The sequence below is a fragment of the Pseudomonas sp. Pse1 genome (genome assembly GCF_024519635.1).
Lineage (GTDB): Bacteria > Pseudomonadota > Gammaproteobacteria > Pseudomonadales > Pseudomonadaceae > Aquipseudomonas.
On sequence record NZ_JALJRO010000002.1, the window covers coordinates 16,212 to 29,099 of the forward strand.

A 12,888-nucleotide genomic window follows, 5' to 3' on the forward strand; every position below is an offset into this window, starting at 1 on the left:
CCACACTGAGCCTCATTCCGCTTTAGCGGAATGGCATATCTGCGTGCATGTCTTATGAAGCGCGCAGTGGATCATCACAGGAATCGTGAACATGAACCCCAAGTGCTATTGCACAGGTTGGCCCCTCGTGGCCGGTTTGGCGGCAAGCGTACTGGCATTGCCGAGCTTCGCTGCCGCATTGACACTCGATGAAGCGTTGCGGCTGGCCGAAAACAATGCGCCGTCGCTGACCGCACAAGACGCGAAAATTCAGGCTGCCAGCAGTGCAGCCATCCCCGCTGGTGAATTACCCGATCCCAAGTTATTGGTGGGTGTGCAGAACTACCCCATTGGCGGCCCGGATCGATGGAGCATCGACCGGGACTTCATGACCATGCAAATGGTCGGGGTCAGACAAGAGATGCCCAACAGCGACAAGCGCAAAGCACGCATTGAGGTCGCCGATGCGGCCATTGATCGAGCTGCGGCAGAGCGTGGAGTCGAGCGCCTGAAGGTACGCCAGTCCACGGCGTTGGCCTGGATCAGCAGCTACTCGGTTGAGCGCAAAGATGCGCTGTTCCAGGACTTCTACAAAGAGAACCGCCTGCTGACCGATACCGTCCGGGCCCAGATTGCCGGTGGCCGCGCTCAACCCGCCGATGCGGTGACACCCAAGCAAGAAGCGGCTCAACTGGAGGAGCAACAGGACGATCTGGTTCGCCAGCGCGTGCAGGCCCGAGCGGCCCTCAAACGCTGGATAGGCTCCGCCGCCAACGACAAGCCTGTGGGCAGCTTGCCTCAATGGCCTGTCGATCCATCAAGCTACGCCCATAAACTGCAACACCATCCCGAGTTGGCAGCGTTTGCACCGATGACCCGTGAAGCGCAAGCCAAGGTTCGTGAAGCCGTGTCGGAGAAGCAGTCGGACTGGAGCTGGGAACTGGATTACCAGCGCCGTGGCCGTGAGTTTGGCGACATGGTAAGTGTGCAATTTTCCTGGGATCTACCGCTGTTTCCTGACTCTCGGCAAAATCCCAAAATCGCAGCCAAACAGGCTGAACTCAGTCAGCTTGAGGCTGAGCGCGATGCTCTGTCACGCGAGCACACTCAGCAACTGGAAAACGAACTGGCTGACTATGAGCGCTTGAATCGTGCGGTAAGTCGCAACCAGGAAAGCCTGTTGCCGCTGGCCAGGGAAAAGGTCGAACTCAGCATGGCCAGCTACCGTGTCGGCAAAGGTGATTTAAACGCCGTTATTGCCGCCCGACGTGAACTCATCGAAGCCCGCCTCAAACAGATCGACGTGGAGGAGCAACGAGCGCTGACCAGTGCGCGTCTGTATTTTGCTTATTGGGAGGCCAGTCAATGAACCTTAAATGGAATGGGGCATTGCTGGTTGGCATCTCGCTGGCATTCGGTATTGCCGGAGGTTACTGGTTCGCTCAACAGCGCATGAATGGGGTATCCAGTTCTGCCCAGGAGCAGAGCCACGATTCACCTGACGAACGCAAGGCTCTGTATTGGTATGACCCCATGTACCCGCAGCAAAAGTTCGATAAGCCGGGTAAGTCCCCCTTCATGGACATGCAACTTATTCCTAAGTACGCCGGTGGCGCAGGGGATCGTGCGACTGTCAGTATCGATCCGAGTCTTACCCAGAATCTCGGTCTGCGTTTTGCAACTGTCACCCGTGGGATCTTTGATTCCAGTCTCGACGTCACAGGAGTCTTGGGATTCAACGAGCGCGATGTCGCGGTGATTCAGGCCCGCACCACTGGCTTTGTGGAGAGGGTCTATGCCCACGCTCCCGGCGATGTACTCAAAGCCAACGCGGCGTTGGCGGATATCCTGGTGCCCGAGTGGACATCCGCCCAGACAGAGTTCCTTGCGCTGAAGCGCAATGGGGATGCTGACCTGTTGGCTGCGGCCCGCCAGCGATTGCGGCTCACAGGGATGCCGGCAACACTGATTACTCAGGTAGAGCGTGGCGGTAAGGTTCAGCCTTACCTGACGCTCACCAGCCCTATTGGTGGTGTGCTGCAAGAATTGAATGTTCGTGCGGGCATGACCGTGGCGACTGGCGACACTCTGGCACGCGTCAATGGCTTGAGCAGTGTCTGGCTAGCCGTGGCCGTTCCAGAATCGGATTCCGGAGCTATCGCCGTGGGGCAGGCGGTCGAAGCGCGTCTGCCAGCCTTCCCAGGAATAACACTCAGTGGCAAGGTCGGCGCGATTTTGCCCGAGACAAATCCGGACAGTCGCACCCTTCGGGTACGTGTGGAGTTACCCAATCCGGACGGGCGCCTCAGACCGGGTTTGACGGCGCAGGTACGCCTGAATCGTTCGACCGAGCAAAGTGTATTGTGGGTGCCGAGTGAGGCGGTGATTCGAACTGGCCGACGAGCCCTGGTGATGCTCGCCGAAGACGCTGGTCGCTACCGTCCCGTGGAGGTACACCTCGGGCAGGAAAGCGATGGCAAAACGGCGATATTGAAGGGTCTGGAAGAAGGCCAGAAGGTGGTTACCTCTGGTCAGTTCCTGCTCGACTCGGAGGCCAGTCTTAAGGGCATTGTTGCAAGCTCGGAGGAACAGTCACCACCCAGCGCAGCAGCCTCCAGCTTTCATGAAGCGGATGGGCAGATCGTTGAGATCAACGATAAAGAAGTCACGCTTGCCCACGGCCCCTTCAAGACACTCGGCATGCCTGGCATGACGATGACGTTTCCACTCGCCAATCCGTCGCTGATGCAGGGTCTCAAAGCGGGTGACAAGGTTCGTATCGCGGTGAGCCAGTCCGATGATGGTTTGCGTGTTGAGCGCCTGGATAAATCGGGGAGCCAGCCATGATTGCTGCCCTCATTCGTTGGTCAGTGGCCAACCGATTCCTGGTGCTACTGGCGACGCTGTTTGTCACGGCTTGGGGCATTTGGTCGGTACAGAGCACGCCCATCGATGCACTGCCGGATCTCTCCGATGTTCAGGTGATCATCCGCACCCCTTATCCGGGGCAAGCGCCGCAGATTGTCGAGAACCAGGTGACCTATCCGTTGGCCACCACCATGCTCTCGGTGCCGGGCGCTAAGACGGTACGCGGTTATTCCTTCTTCGGAGATAGCTTCGTGTACGTGTTGTTCGAAGACGGCACTGACTTGTATTGGGCTCGCTCGCGGGTGTTGGAGTACCTGAGTCAGATACAAAGCCGCTTGCCGGCCAGCGCCAAGCCGGCGTTGGGGCCGGATGCGACGGGGGTGGGTTGGATCTATCAGTACGCACTGGTGGATCGCAGTGGCGGGCACGATTTGGCACAGCTCCGCGCTCTTCAGGACTGGTTCCTCAAGTTTGAACTCAAGACCCTGCCGAACGTTGCGGAAGTGGCCACCGTGGGTGGCATGGTTAAGCAGTACCAAGTGCAGCTCGATCCGCTGAAATTGGCCAGCCTCGGTATCACTCAGGCTGAGGTGACCGACGCCATCGGTAAGGCCAATCAGGAAACCGGTGGTGCCGTGCTGGAGATGGCAGAGACCGAGTTCATCGTGCGCGCTTCGGGCTATCTGAAGACGCTCAATGACTTCCGGGCGATCCCGCTTAAGTTGGGTGCGGGTGGTGTGCCGGTAACCCTTGGCGATGTCGCCACGATTCAATTGGGGCCGGAAATGCGGCGGGGCATTACAGAACTCGACGGCGAAGGCGAGACCGTCGGCGGTGTGGTGATTTTGCGCAGCGGCAAGAATGCTCGCGAGACCATTGCGGCGGTCAAGACCAAACTCGACGAACTGAAAAGCAGTCTGCCGACCGGGGTGGAAATCGTCACCACCTACGACCGCAGCAAGCTGATTGACCGCGCTGTTGAAAACCTCAGCCACAAGCTGATCGAAGAGTTCATCGTCGTCGCGTTGGTCTGTGGAATCTTTCTCTGGCACTTGCGCTCATCGCTGGTGGCGATTATCTCGCTGCCAGTTGGGGTGCTGATTGCCTTCATCGTCATGCGCTACCAAGGGATCAATGCCAACATCATGTCCTTGGGCGGGATTGCCATCGCCATCGGCGCGATGGTCGATGCCGCCGTGGTGATGATCGAGAACGCCCACAAGAAGGTTGAGGCCTGGCACGCGGCCAATCCTGGGGAGGAACTGAAGGGTGAGCGTCATTGGCACGTGATGACCGAAGCAGCGGCAGAGGTAGGCCCGGCACTGTTCTTCTGTTTATTGATCATCACCCTCTCGTTCATTCCGGTTTTTACCCTGGAAGCGCAGGAAGGGCGATTGTTCGGCCCATTAGCTTTCACCAAGACCTACGCCATGGCCGCAGCGGCAGGATTGTCAGTGACCTTGGTGCCAGTGCTGATGGGCTATTGGATTCGGGGTCGAATCCCCACTGAGCAACATAACCCGCTAAACCGTTGGCTGATCCGGATCTACCAGCCAGCTCTGGACGCGGTCTTGCGTCGACCAAAGATCACGCTGCTTGTCGCGTTGCTGGTCTTTGTCAGCGCGCTATGGCCAATGTCGCGCTTGGGCGGCGAGTTTCTCCCCCCGTTGGACGAGGGCGATCTGCTCTATATGCCTTCAGCCCTGCCGGGATTGTCGGCGCAGAAAGCGGCGCAATTGCTGCAACAAACAGACCGCCTGATCAAGACTGTTCCAGAGGTCGAACATGTCTTCGGTAAAGCTGGACGTGCTGAAACTGCAACCGACCCGGCGCCGCTGGAAATGTTTGAAACCACGATCCAGTTCAAACCACAGGAGCAATGGCGCCCAGGCATGACACAGGAAAAATTAGTGGAGGAACTGGATCGAGTGGTACGAGTCCCTGGCCTTACGAATATATGGATACCACCGATTCGCAACCGTATCGATATGTTGGCTACGGGCATCAAAAGCCCTATTGGAGTAAAGGTCGCCGGCACCAATTTGACGGAAATTGATGCCGTCACCCAAGCGGTCGAGCGGGTGGCCAAAGACGTGCCCGGTGTCAGTTCGGCTCTTGCCGAGCGACTGACTGGTGGCCGCTACATTGACGTGGATATCGACCGAAAGGCTGCCGCTCGCTATGGATTGAACATCTCTGATGTGCAGTCCATCATGGCCGGCGCTATCGGCGGTGAAAACGTCGGGGAGACCATTGAAGGTCTCGCACGCTTTCCGATTAACGTGCGTTACCCACGTGAGTGGCGTGACTCGGTCGGCAGCCTGGAGCGATTACCGATTTACACTCCGTTAGGCAGCCAGATCACCCTCGGCACTGTGGCGAAGGTCAAGGTCAGCGACGGGCCGCCAATGCTCAAGAGCGAGAACGCACGGCCTTCAGGCTGGGTGTATATCGATGTGCGTGGTCGGGACATTGCTTCTGTGGTCGCCGATCTACGCCAGGTCGTCAATGAGCAGGTCAAGTTGCAGCCCGGCATGAGCCTGAGTTACTCAGGGCAGTTCGAATTTCTGGAACGGGCTAACGCACGCCTCAAACTGGTGGTGCCTGCCACGCTGTTGATCATCTTCGTGCTGCTCTACCTGACTTTTGCCCGATTCGATGAGGCGTTGTTGATCATGGCCACGTTGCCATTCGCACTGACTGGCGGGGCATGGTTCCTCTATCTGTTGGGGTTCAACCTGTCGGTAGCCACCGGAGTCGGCTTTATCGCACTGGCCGGTGTTTCTGCCGAATTTGGCGTGATCATGCTGCTCTACCTGAAGAACGCCTGGGCCGAGCGTGAAGACCTCGGCGACAACACTGAGCGTGGGCTGGTTGCGGCCATTCGCGAAGGCGCTGTGCAGCGCGTTCGACCCAAGGCCATGACCGTTGCCGTGATCATTGCCGGCCTTTTACCCATTTTGTTGGGCAGCGGTACTGGTAGCGAAGTGATGAGCCGCATCGCCGCGCCTATGGTCGGCGGCATGATCACGGCCCCATTGCTTTCCCTGTTTGTCATTCCGGCAGCCTATCGCCTGATGCGTCGCCGGCACCTCATAGTTGAACCCATCAACCCTCAAGGAAAAGTCGTATGAAACTGACCATGATTGCAGTTGCAAGCACCGTATTTGCGCTTTCACTTTCTGTCCATGCTGAGGACATGCCGGGCATGAAAATGGAGGGTATGGAAATGAAGCAAGAAACAAAGCAAGCTCCAGTAGCCACCGTCGACGGAACGATCAAGGCTATCGATCCTACGAAGCATACCGTGACCATTGCCCATGGCGCTGTTCCATCAGTGCAATGGCCACCGATGACTATGGCTTTTTCCGCGACAGAGGATCAGTTGACAGGGCTGGCAGCCGGAGATCGCGTCTCGTTTTCCTTTCGCCTAGAGGGTGGCAAAGCCACAATTGTTTCTATAAGGAAATGAGCCTGCGGTGATAAAAAACCGGCACGGTTCATCGTGTCGGTTTGTCTCTTCAGAATCCCTCTTTGCTATGCGGACGCTCGATATACCTCTGAGACTTTTGCGTTATTAGGTCTCGATGGCAGCTTTCTTCCCCCACGCGTCTTGATTCGCCTAGGAGCAGCAACCGGAGCGCGTCCCGGCAGCGGGTTCGAACAAGGACTCTACAATCGTGCAATCTGGGGTGTTTGAACCCAAGCAAGTTGATTCACACGTGCCAGCCATGGAAAGCAGTTCTCCCCGGATCTGCTGCAGCTTAGCGACCTTAGACTCTACTTCTGCCAAGTGTTTCTTGACCACGGACAGTGCGTCAGCACACGGACGATCAGCATCTGCTGCGAGCGCGATGAGTTCTCGTATATCGTCGAGGGGAAATCCTAACTCACGATTCTGACGGATGAACACGAGTCTTGAACGATGCTTCTCTGTGTAGATTCGGTGCCTGCCGGTCGACCGCAGGGCCGGCGGTAAAAGGCCTATTTTCTCGTAGTAGCGAATCGTCTCAATGTGGCAACCCGTTGATTTAGACAACGCCCCAATTCCTGACATGCGAATTCCCCAAGCATTTCCTTGAACCTGTAGTGGCTACAGATATTACCCTGCTCAATCGAAAATTGATTTCACGCGTTTAAGGGCATTTCGTGGACAGAGAACAGCTAGAGAAGAACCAGATTCCCGTCTACTTCGTCGCGATCATTGTCGCTGCTATCGGAGGTCTGCTCGCACCTAATGCTTCTCAAGCGTTAGGTGCGTTGGTGACACCAGCCATCGCTGTGCTGATGTACGCCATGTTTCTACAGATCCCATTCCTGGATCTCCGTGAAGGGCTCGCAAACAAGCGTTTCATGACGGCGCTGCTCACAGCCAACTTCGTCGCGATCCCCCTGTTGGTTTGGGCGTTGACCATGGGCATAACGGATCACCCCGCGATTCTGGTGGGTGCACTGTTGGTCTTGCTGACGCCTTGTATCGACTATGTGGTGGTGTTTACCCATATCGGTAAGGGCGACTCCAAACTGACTCTGGCAGCAACGCCATTACTACTCTTGCTACAGCTTGTTCTACTGCCCCTGTATCTGGCCTTAATGCTGGGTAATGACTCGGCAGTGGTTATATCTGTCCGCCCATTTGTTGAGGCCTTCGTAGTGCTGATCGCTTTGCCCTTGGTCTTGGCGGTAGCAACAGCTGCCGGTGCAGAAAGGTCACGCGTCGTTGAGGGTTGGAACAATGCTTGGGCTTGGATGCCTGTACCGGCTATGGCGGCTGTATTGGTCGTAGTGATCGGCTCTCAGATTTCAGCGGTGGTCAGAGACATGGACAAGCTGCTGCCCGTCATTCCTGTCTACGTTGGCTTCATGCTCTTGGCACCATTGGTTGGTGCGCTGGTTGCGCGAGCATTCAAATTGCCGGCCATCACTGCAAGATCAGTAGCGTTCAGTAGCTCGACACGCAACTCATTGGTGGTTCTGCCCCTGGCACTGGCTTTGCCCGAAGAAATCAGAGGGCTCGCTGCGGCAGCAGTTATCACTCAAACGCTGATTGAGTTGGTCAGCGAGCTAATTTACATCCGAGTAATTCCTGCATTGGTTTGGCGAAAAGCGTAGCGTCAACCACCACTTGGTGGGGGCGAAGTGGGCCGAAATACCGCCGAGCAGCGCCCCAAGAAGCCCTCCTGTGCCATTTTTTAGACAGCCACTGATCATTAAAAAATCACGGCTGTTCGGGCTTGGTGGTTTTCAAATACCAAAGAACAGTCGCTTCAGAAAGTTTTAACCTTCTACCCCTCGGGTTCTACAGTGACTTGTCGGCGGACTATCTGAAAATACATTGCACTTGTCCGACCTAAACTTGAGGCGTGTGCTACATCGATTTAACGGATTCCACTTCCACGTATTTGTATTTCTTCCTTGCAGCCCTCACAGCCTCTTGCTCAGCAAGCAACGAGCTCAACGTGTCGGCCTCGTGGATCAACTCATGCATCTTTCCTTCGAATTCGTTTCCGACGCGTAGCGTAACCTTGAGCCTTGGCGTAAAGGCTTTCGCCGCTTTCTTCTTGGCTATTGGAGCCTCTGCTGGCTTTGTTAAAGCGATCTCTGGCACAGGCTCCTGCACTAGCGGAGTAGAAACTTGCTCCTCTGGCTGAGGCGTACCAAAAAGGGCACGACGCATTTCTTCTTCAGTTAAATCAGAGTTCATAGAACATCTCAAAGGGACGCATTTCGCTGGGCAAGTTTTAATAAGATTGTTGCTGACTGGTGTTCGAGGAGCCTGCGCGGACGTCAAATACCCAGTTCGATTTCAAGACAAGAGCCTCGTAAGGCTGGCGAAAGCTTCACCTTTGGCAGCAGTGTAATGAGCCCGTCAACTAAGTTGCTAGCGTGACGTGCGTACAGCGTGACTGTGCCTGCATCAGGCGTTCGACCTGGCACGATGGCACCTACCCGCTGCTGGGCAATTTTCAGTATGCTCAAGACGTCCTGACTCACCTGATTGATGGACAGGTGCTCAACCAATGGTCTGGGCGGAGGCGCGGCGCGGCTCCACATTTCGATGACCGCTTGGAGGAGTCCGTCTGAGCCAAGATGCTCGAGGGCCATTTCCCATAGCTGACCTTCCTGCGCCATATCCAGGCGAGCCCTAGCCATTGCGGAGTTCTGACAATATGAGGCTCTTTCTTGATTGCGAGTTTACCCATCTATCAGCAGCAGCGAAGCTGATATCACTCGCATTGGTGGCTGAGGATGGGCGCGAATTCTACGTCGAATTGCTCGATACTTGGCAAGAAGAAGACTGCAGTGATTTCGTAAAGGAAATCGTGCTTCCCCAGCTGTGGGGTGGGAGCTACGCATTGCCCATTGTTGAAGCCAGGATGTCGCTGCTCAGGTTTCTGACGTCGTTCAAAAAGGAGGTCGAGATCGTCACTGATGCCCCTCAGTACGATTGGGAGCTTTTTTGCGACCTGGTATATGAGGGCGGACGATGGCCCAGAATCGTTCGTAATTTCCCTACTGACGCAACGACCCTTTCTCCGACTAGCGAGGGTGAAGAGCTGCCTCACCACGCGTTGCTCGACGCTAGGATTATCGCCGGCATGTTTGCATCCGTGAGCCGAGGGAATCCCGATGGAGCTTGGGCGGGTTAGACGGAGCTATGCCTCTTGCTGATTCGCTGGACTTTTTTGATCTCTGATCACAACAGATCTCGTACAGACCACAAAAAAGTAAGCTTAAAAACTCGGCTTTGTTGGCAAAAACGAGCCGGGGCCTGCGGCCCCAAATTGACGAGCAGGTTACAAGGTGCGGAGGGGCACCCCTAAGCGATGGTATCTGCTTGGGAGTGAGCTAAAAAAGCTATCAGATCGAAAGGATCAAATGAAAAAAGCGACCAGCAAACCAGCCTGATTTCCAAAGTGAAAAACAGGTAGGCACAGGCAAAGCTGCTTTTCTTTTGAGTTCAAAATATACATCTCCGGTTTTTAAAAATGGTTTCAAGGGAGAACATTTTATATGGTCGCAAAACCGACACAAATGTCGCCTGAATATAAATATTCCACATACTCAACCGGTGCAGCCGACCAGCCAGAGCAATCAGTGCGCGGAGCTCCCGACTTGGGCTGGAGTGTCTGCCCTCCCTGGAGCGTGGCATCCAGTTAAGGCACTTATATATGATTGGGACGCAAGCCAGTCAGCCTGCAGTCTTCGAGCCACCGCTGCCGTCATGAGTCGCGCACAGTGTGCTTACCCATGCACCGCCGAGCTGCTTTCCAGGCGCTCCGCAGTATGAGCAGGTTTTCGTCGAAAGTTTGATCGCTACGTCTACTGCGCACCTGCAGTAGGCATCGCCCCCGTCATAGAAAAAATGCAGCTCTCCAAATTTGGATTTGATCTGCGCGACGGTTAAAGGGGTGACCTCTGGATGTCGCCTCAGGTAGACCTGAAGAATATCGCAGAGAGCAATTAGGAGGTTCCTCCACCCATGATCGCAATAAATCTCGTCAACTGCTGGGTCTACATATGCGAGTAGCGCTCTCGAAACTCCTCAATGTCGATCTCAGGCAGGGACTCGGTGTGCTGATCCATAGTGTCCGGACTCATCAGTGGTTGAAAGCCGCCGCATGAGCTTAGCAATGAAGATCGCAAGCCGAGCGCGCCAGCTTTAGATGGGCGAGAGGCCTGAGGGTGAAAGCCCGCCAGGGCCAAAATCCGGCTCGTCCAGGGCTTGGTTCACGACACCCTTCCCCGAAGGCGGGGCAAGCCCAAAACAAGGATCAAGATGCTACTGGAGGCGATCAGGCGTTGGCATATATCTGTCGCCCGCAATACGCATGAACTCTCGCAGGCTACGCCGTCCAACATCACGCCTGAACGTCGCAATGACGTACTTGGAGTTGACAGTGGTGAGTACCCAGAACCTACCTTCCTTCTTCACAGATTGAATATCCGACGTCCGGATCAGACGGCCATCCGCAAGTCGCTGATGTGGCCCAGGGCAAAGGTGACCAAAGACGACGCCGACTGCACTGCACGAGTGGATATGTACGTTCACGAGATAAGCGGTGATCAGGCCTTCGTAGTCTTGGTTCACAGCCCTAGCAATGCGAAGAAGGTCAAAGTCTGAGTAGCGCTTCACGTGCAAATCGACCGCGACGGTGTTGATCTCTGACATGGTTACACAGTCCCAAATACGGAAGGTTCTTGGGTGGTTGCAACACTGCGGCGATACAGCTCCTTCAACCCAACGAGGGAGTCAATATCGAGGTCACGCTGGTGAGTATTGACGTACACATCACCACTCTCGACCTGCAGAACGCAGATCGGTACTTCCACCTGATTGAACCCCATGGACAAGGAGGTCAGCTTTTCCATTTTCCAGCTCGAACCTTTGTTCATCCAGGCTGGGGTGACGACCTGGACTTCCTTAATGACCATGCTTTCGTCTTGGGAGATCAGTAGCTCCACGAGGCGAGGCTCATCGCTGACCATCTCCTCATAAGCCATGAATCTTTCATCGTGCCGGCGCTTGAGACTGACGTGATACCAATGCGTTGCGAGAGATCGTGACACGGCGTGAAAATGAGCGAGACCGTCCCCAAACATTCCCACCGGGCCAGCCTGGTCTTGCATGCTAATCCTGAACATCATGTATCTCGTTTGAAGCAGGCCCGCTCAGCGCACCTGCAATTAACATAAGCCGAATATTGTCTTCAGCGAGGCCTTCATCTCGCGTCCCTGACCCACCAGCACATAGATCGTGTTTCGCGTCTCGAACAGGCAAACGCCATCGAATGATTTGCATAGGGTCGAGCGCACCCACCCTCCAGGTGGGAACCGTCCGTGCCCGTCGTAGATGACGCAATGCGAGTACATGAACATCGGCTCAAGGCCTATTGCACGAACTCGGGCAAGCGACTCAGCAGGTTCGTCCACGTGGAAGATGAGCCAATCTTCGACTGTGCAGTACGCCTTGCGGGGAAAGCGCTCTGCCACTAATGCCTCTATCTCGCCTTGGGATAGCGACGTACCAGCTGACGAAATCCAGCCTTCCTGCAGCAGCTCGTGCTCAGGAGAATTAGCCATAAATTGTTAGCCCTCACGACGACAACAAAAAACCAGGCGTTGCGCATCCACAAAATGGCAGGGCAACACGCCTTAAATCCCATGCAAATGATTATATGCATTTGTGTGGGATCCATCAAACGCGGCATACCGTCTCTTTTTTGGAGAGGTGGGCTGGATGTCCTTGCGTAAGGCGTATGCGGCAACGCTACAGTGGCTGAGGGTTCGACGTGGCTTATCGCAAGCAGACCTCCGACATCAGGCTGATCAAGCTCACATCAGCCGTTTGGAGGCAGCTACGACGTCAGCAACAATTGATCTCAGTGCTGACCTGGCTCAGGCGCTAGGCTTAACTCCCCTGTCGCTCCTCACTCTGGTGGCAGCTGCCGATGAAGGCAAGACCGCACGCTCAGTATTGAATGACACCTTAATAGAACTCATGCAGTTGGGAGTTCTTGACGCAGCGCTACCTGCCGAACCCCAAAAGATCACTACACCACAGAGAATCGCTGCCGCAGGAAGGCTCAAAGCGGTACGCGAACTCAAGGCAGCAGGCCTTTCCCAGGCTGAGATCTGCCGGCAGTTAGAGTTGCCCAAAAGCACTGTTGGGCGCCTTTGGCACATTGATGGTTGAGAAAGCCTGCTCACCTGCTACTGAATTTCGTTGTGCGGTTGCTTTTCGATACGTCCGGGTACGATTCGTTGTCACTAAGCAGTAGACCTGCTGCATTGCTCACTGAATCTGATCATTTACGTCCGACACATCGCTGCTGGAAGGCCGAGTCTTTCAATAACTAAAAAGTCCGCACATGGTCAGCGGCCCAGCGTGGAGAAAGGAAACCTTCACTTCCTAGAGGGTGTCTATCTCACAACACCCGTAACACAAACACGCCGACCTCTTTTCGAGAGCGTGATAGGTCTCAGGCGCACACATACGCGGGAATTGGCCGTAGCCGAAGCGAGAACTCGTAGGCTTTG

Annotated in this window: 12 protein-coding genes; 7 read left to right on the plus strand and 5 right to left on the minus strand. The window is 55.3% G+C overall.

The genetic code is table 11. From position 1 onward, the window contains the following. The first annotated feature begins 91 nt into the window (after nt 1-91). The 4 genes from NR126_RS02720 to NR126_RS02735 are packed head-to-tail and all read left to right on the plus strand — an operon-like array spanning nt 92 to nt 6,319. Nucleotides 92-1,348 (plus strand): TolC family protein, encoded by a 1,257-nt coding sequence (locus NR126_RS02720; protein WP_105753647.1) that lies wholly within the window; start codon nt 92-94, stop codon nt 1,346-1,348. Next, nucleotides 1,345-2,826 (plus strand): efflux RND transporter periplasmic adaptor subunit, encoded by a 1,482-nt coding sequence (locus NR126_RS02725; protein WP_105753646.1) that lies wholly within the window; start codon nt 1,345-1,347, stop codon nt 2,824-2,826. The genes NR126_RS02720 and NR126_RS02725 overlap by 4 nt, the downstream gene beginning before the upstream one ends. Beyond that, nucleotides 2,823-5,981: an efflux RND transporter permease subunit gene (locus NR126_RS02730; RefSeq protein ID WP_105753645.1), complete on the plus strand. Its 3,159-nt coding sequence runs from the start codon at nt 2,823-2,825 to the stop codon at nt 5,979-5,981. The genes NR126_RS02725 and NR126_RS02730 overlap by 4 nt, the downstream gene beginning before the upstream one ends. Continuing rightward, nucleotides 5,978-6,319, plus strand: a complete 342-nt coding sequence (locus NR126_RS02735) for a copper-binding protein (protein WP_105753644.1) — start codon at nt 5,978-5,980, stop codon at nt 6,317-6,319. Before NR126_RS02730 ends, NR126_RS02735 begins: the two co-directional genes overlap by 4 nt. 150 nt (nt 6,320-6,469) lie before the next feature. Here NR126_RS02735 and NR126_RS02740 read toward each other — a convergent pair whose 3' ends face one another. Beyond that, a complete protein-coding gene (locus tag NR126_RS02740) occupies nt 6,470-6,904 on the minus strand; it encodes a helix-turn-helix domain-containing protein (RefSeq protein WP_105753643.1) in 435 nt (144 codons plus the stop codon). A gap of 92 nt (nt 6,905-6,996) precedes the next feature. Between NR126_RS02740 and NR126_RS02745 the strand changes: the two genes are divergently transcribed. After that, nucleotides 6,997-7,959 (plus strand): arsenic resistance protein, encoded by a 963-nt coding sequence (locus NR126_RS02745; RefSeq protein WP_105753642.1) that lies wholly within the window; start codon nt 6,997-6,999, stop codon nt 7,957-7,959. A gap of 256 nt (nt 7,960-8,215) precedes the next feature. Here the strand turns inward: NR126_RS02745 and NR126_RS02750 are convergent, their stop codons facing one another. Beyond that, nucleotides 8,216-8,551: a hypothetical protein gene (locus tag NR126_RS02750; protein ID WP_105753641.1), complete on the minus strand. Its 336-nt coding sequence runs from the start codon at nt 8,549-8,551 to the stop codon at nt 8,216-8,218. 466 nt (nt 8,552-9,017) lie between these two features. On the opposite strand from NR126_RS02750, the gene NR126_RS02755 reads away from it, so the two are divergent. Next, the gene (locus NR126_RS02755; RefSeq protein WP_105753639.1) at nt 9,018-9,497 is read left to right on the plus strand and encodes a 3'-5' exoribonuclease; all 480 of its coding nucleotides are present in this window, start codon (nt 9,018-9,020) and stop codon (nt 9,495-9,497) included. Between the two features lie 1,133 nt (nt 9,498-10,630). Here the strand turns inward: NR126_RS02755 and NR126_RS02760 are convergent. The 3 genes from NR126_RS02760 to NR126_RS02770 are packed head-to-tail and all read right to left on the minus strand — an operon-like array spanning nt 10,631 to nt 11,931. Further along, on the minus strand, nt 10,631-11,020 hold the full coding sequence (locus NR126_RS02760; protein ID WP_105753638.1) for a hypothetical protein: 390 nt from the start codon (nt 11,018-11,020) through the stop codon (nt 10,631-10,633). 2 nt (nt 11,021-11,022) lie between these two features. Beyond that, nucleotides 11,023-11,493, minus strand: a complete 471-nt coding sequence (locus NR126_RS02765; RefSeq protein ID WP_105753637.1) for a hypothetical protein — start codon at nt 11,491-11,493, stop codon at nt 11,023-11,025. 42 nt (nt 11,494-11,535) lie between these two features. Further along, on the minus strand, nt 11,536-11,931 hold the full coding sequence (locus NR126_RS02770) for a hypothetical protein (RefSeq protein WP_105753636.1): 396 nt from the start codon (nt 11,929-11,931) through the stop codon (nt 11,536-11,538). Nucleotides 11,932-12,088: 157 nt separating this feature from the next. Here NR126_RS02770 and NR126_RS02775 point away from each other — a divergent pair, with 157 nt between their 5' ends. Then, nucleotides 12,089-12,544, plus strand: a complete 456-nt coding sequence (locus NR126_RS02775) for a helix-turn-helix domain-containing protein (protein ID WP_105753635.1) — start codon at nt 12,089-12,091, stop codon at nt 12,542-12,544. Nucleotides 12,545-12,888 lie beyond the last annotated feature (344 nt).

What these genes read in the sequence shown, in the direction of transcription:
- NR126_RS02720 (WP_105753647.1), top strand. Translation starts at nt 92, where the DNA reads ATGAACCCCAAGTGCTATTGCACAGGTTGGCCCCTCGTGGCCGGTTTG.
- NR126_RS02725 (WP_105753646.1), top strand. Translation starts at nt 1,345, where the DNA reads ATGAACCTTAAATGGAATGGGGCATTGCTGGTTGGCATCTCGCTGGCA.
- NR126_RS02730 (WP_105753645.1), top strand. Translation starts at nt 2,823, where the DNA reads ATGATTGCTGCCCTCATTCGTTGGTCAGTGGCCAACCGATTCCTGGTG.
- NR126_RS02735 (WP_105753644.1), top strand. Translation starts at nt 5,978, where the DNA reads ATGAAACTGACCATGATTGCAGTTGCAAGCACCGTATTTGCGCTTTCA.
- NR126_RS02740 (WP_105753643.1), bottom strand. Translation starts at nt 6,904, where the DNA reads ATGTCAGGAATTGGGGCGTTGTCTAAATCAACGGGTTGCCACATTGAG.
- NR126_RS02750 (WP_105753641.1), bottom strand. Translation starts at nt 8,551, where the DNA reads ATGAACTCTGATTTAACTGAAGAAGAAATGCGTCGTGCCCTTTTTGGT.
- NR126_RS02755 (WP_105753639.1), top strand. Translation starts at nt 9,018, where the DNA reads ATGAGGCTCTTTCTTGATTGCGAGTTTACCCATCTATCAGCAGCAGCG.
- NR126_RS02760 (WP_105753638.1), bottom strand. Translation starts at nt 11,020, where the DNA reads ATGTCAGAGATCAACACCGTCGCGGTCGATTTGCACGTGAAGCGCTAC.
- NR126_RS02765 (WP_105753637.1), bottom strand. Translation starts at nt 11,493, where the DNA reads ATGTTCAGGATTAGCATGCAAGACCAGGCTGGCCCGGTGGGAATGTTT.
- NR126_RS02770 (WP_105753636.1), bottom strand. Translation starts at nt 11,931, where the DNA reads ATGGCTAATTCTCCTGAGCACGAGCTGCTGCAGGAAGGCTGGATTTCG.
- NR126_RS02775 (WP_105753635.1), top strand. Translation starts at nt 12,089, where the DNA reads ATGTCCTTGCGTAAGGCGTATGCGGCAACGCTACAGTGGCTGAGGGTT.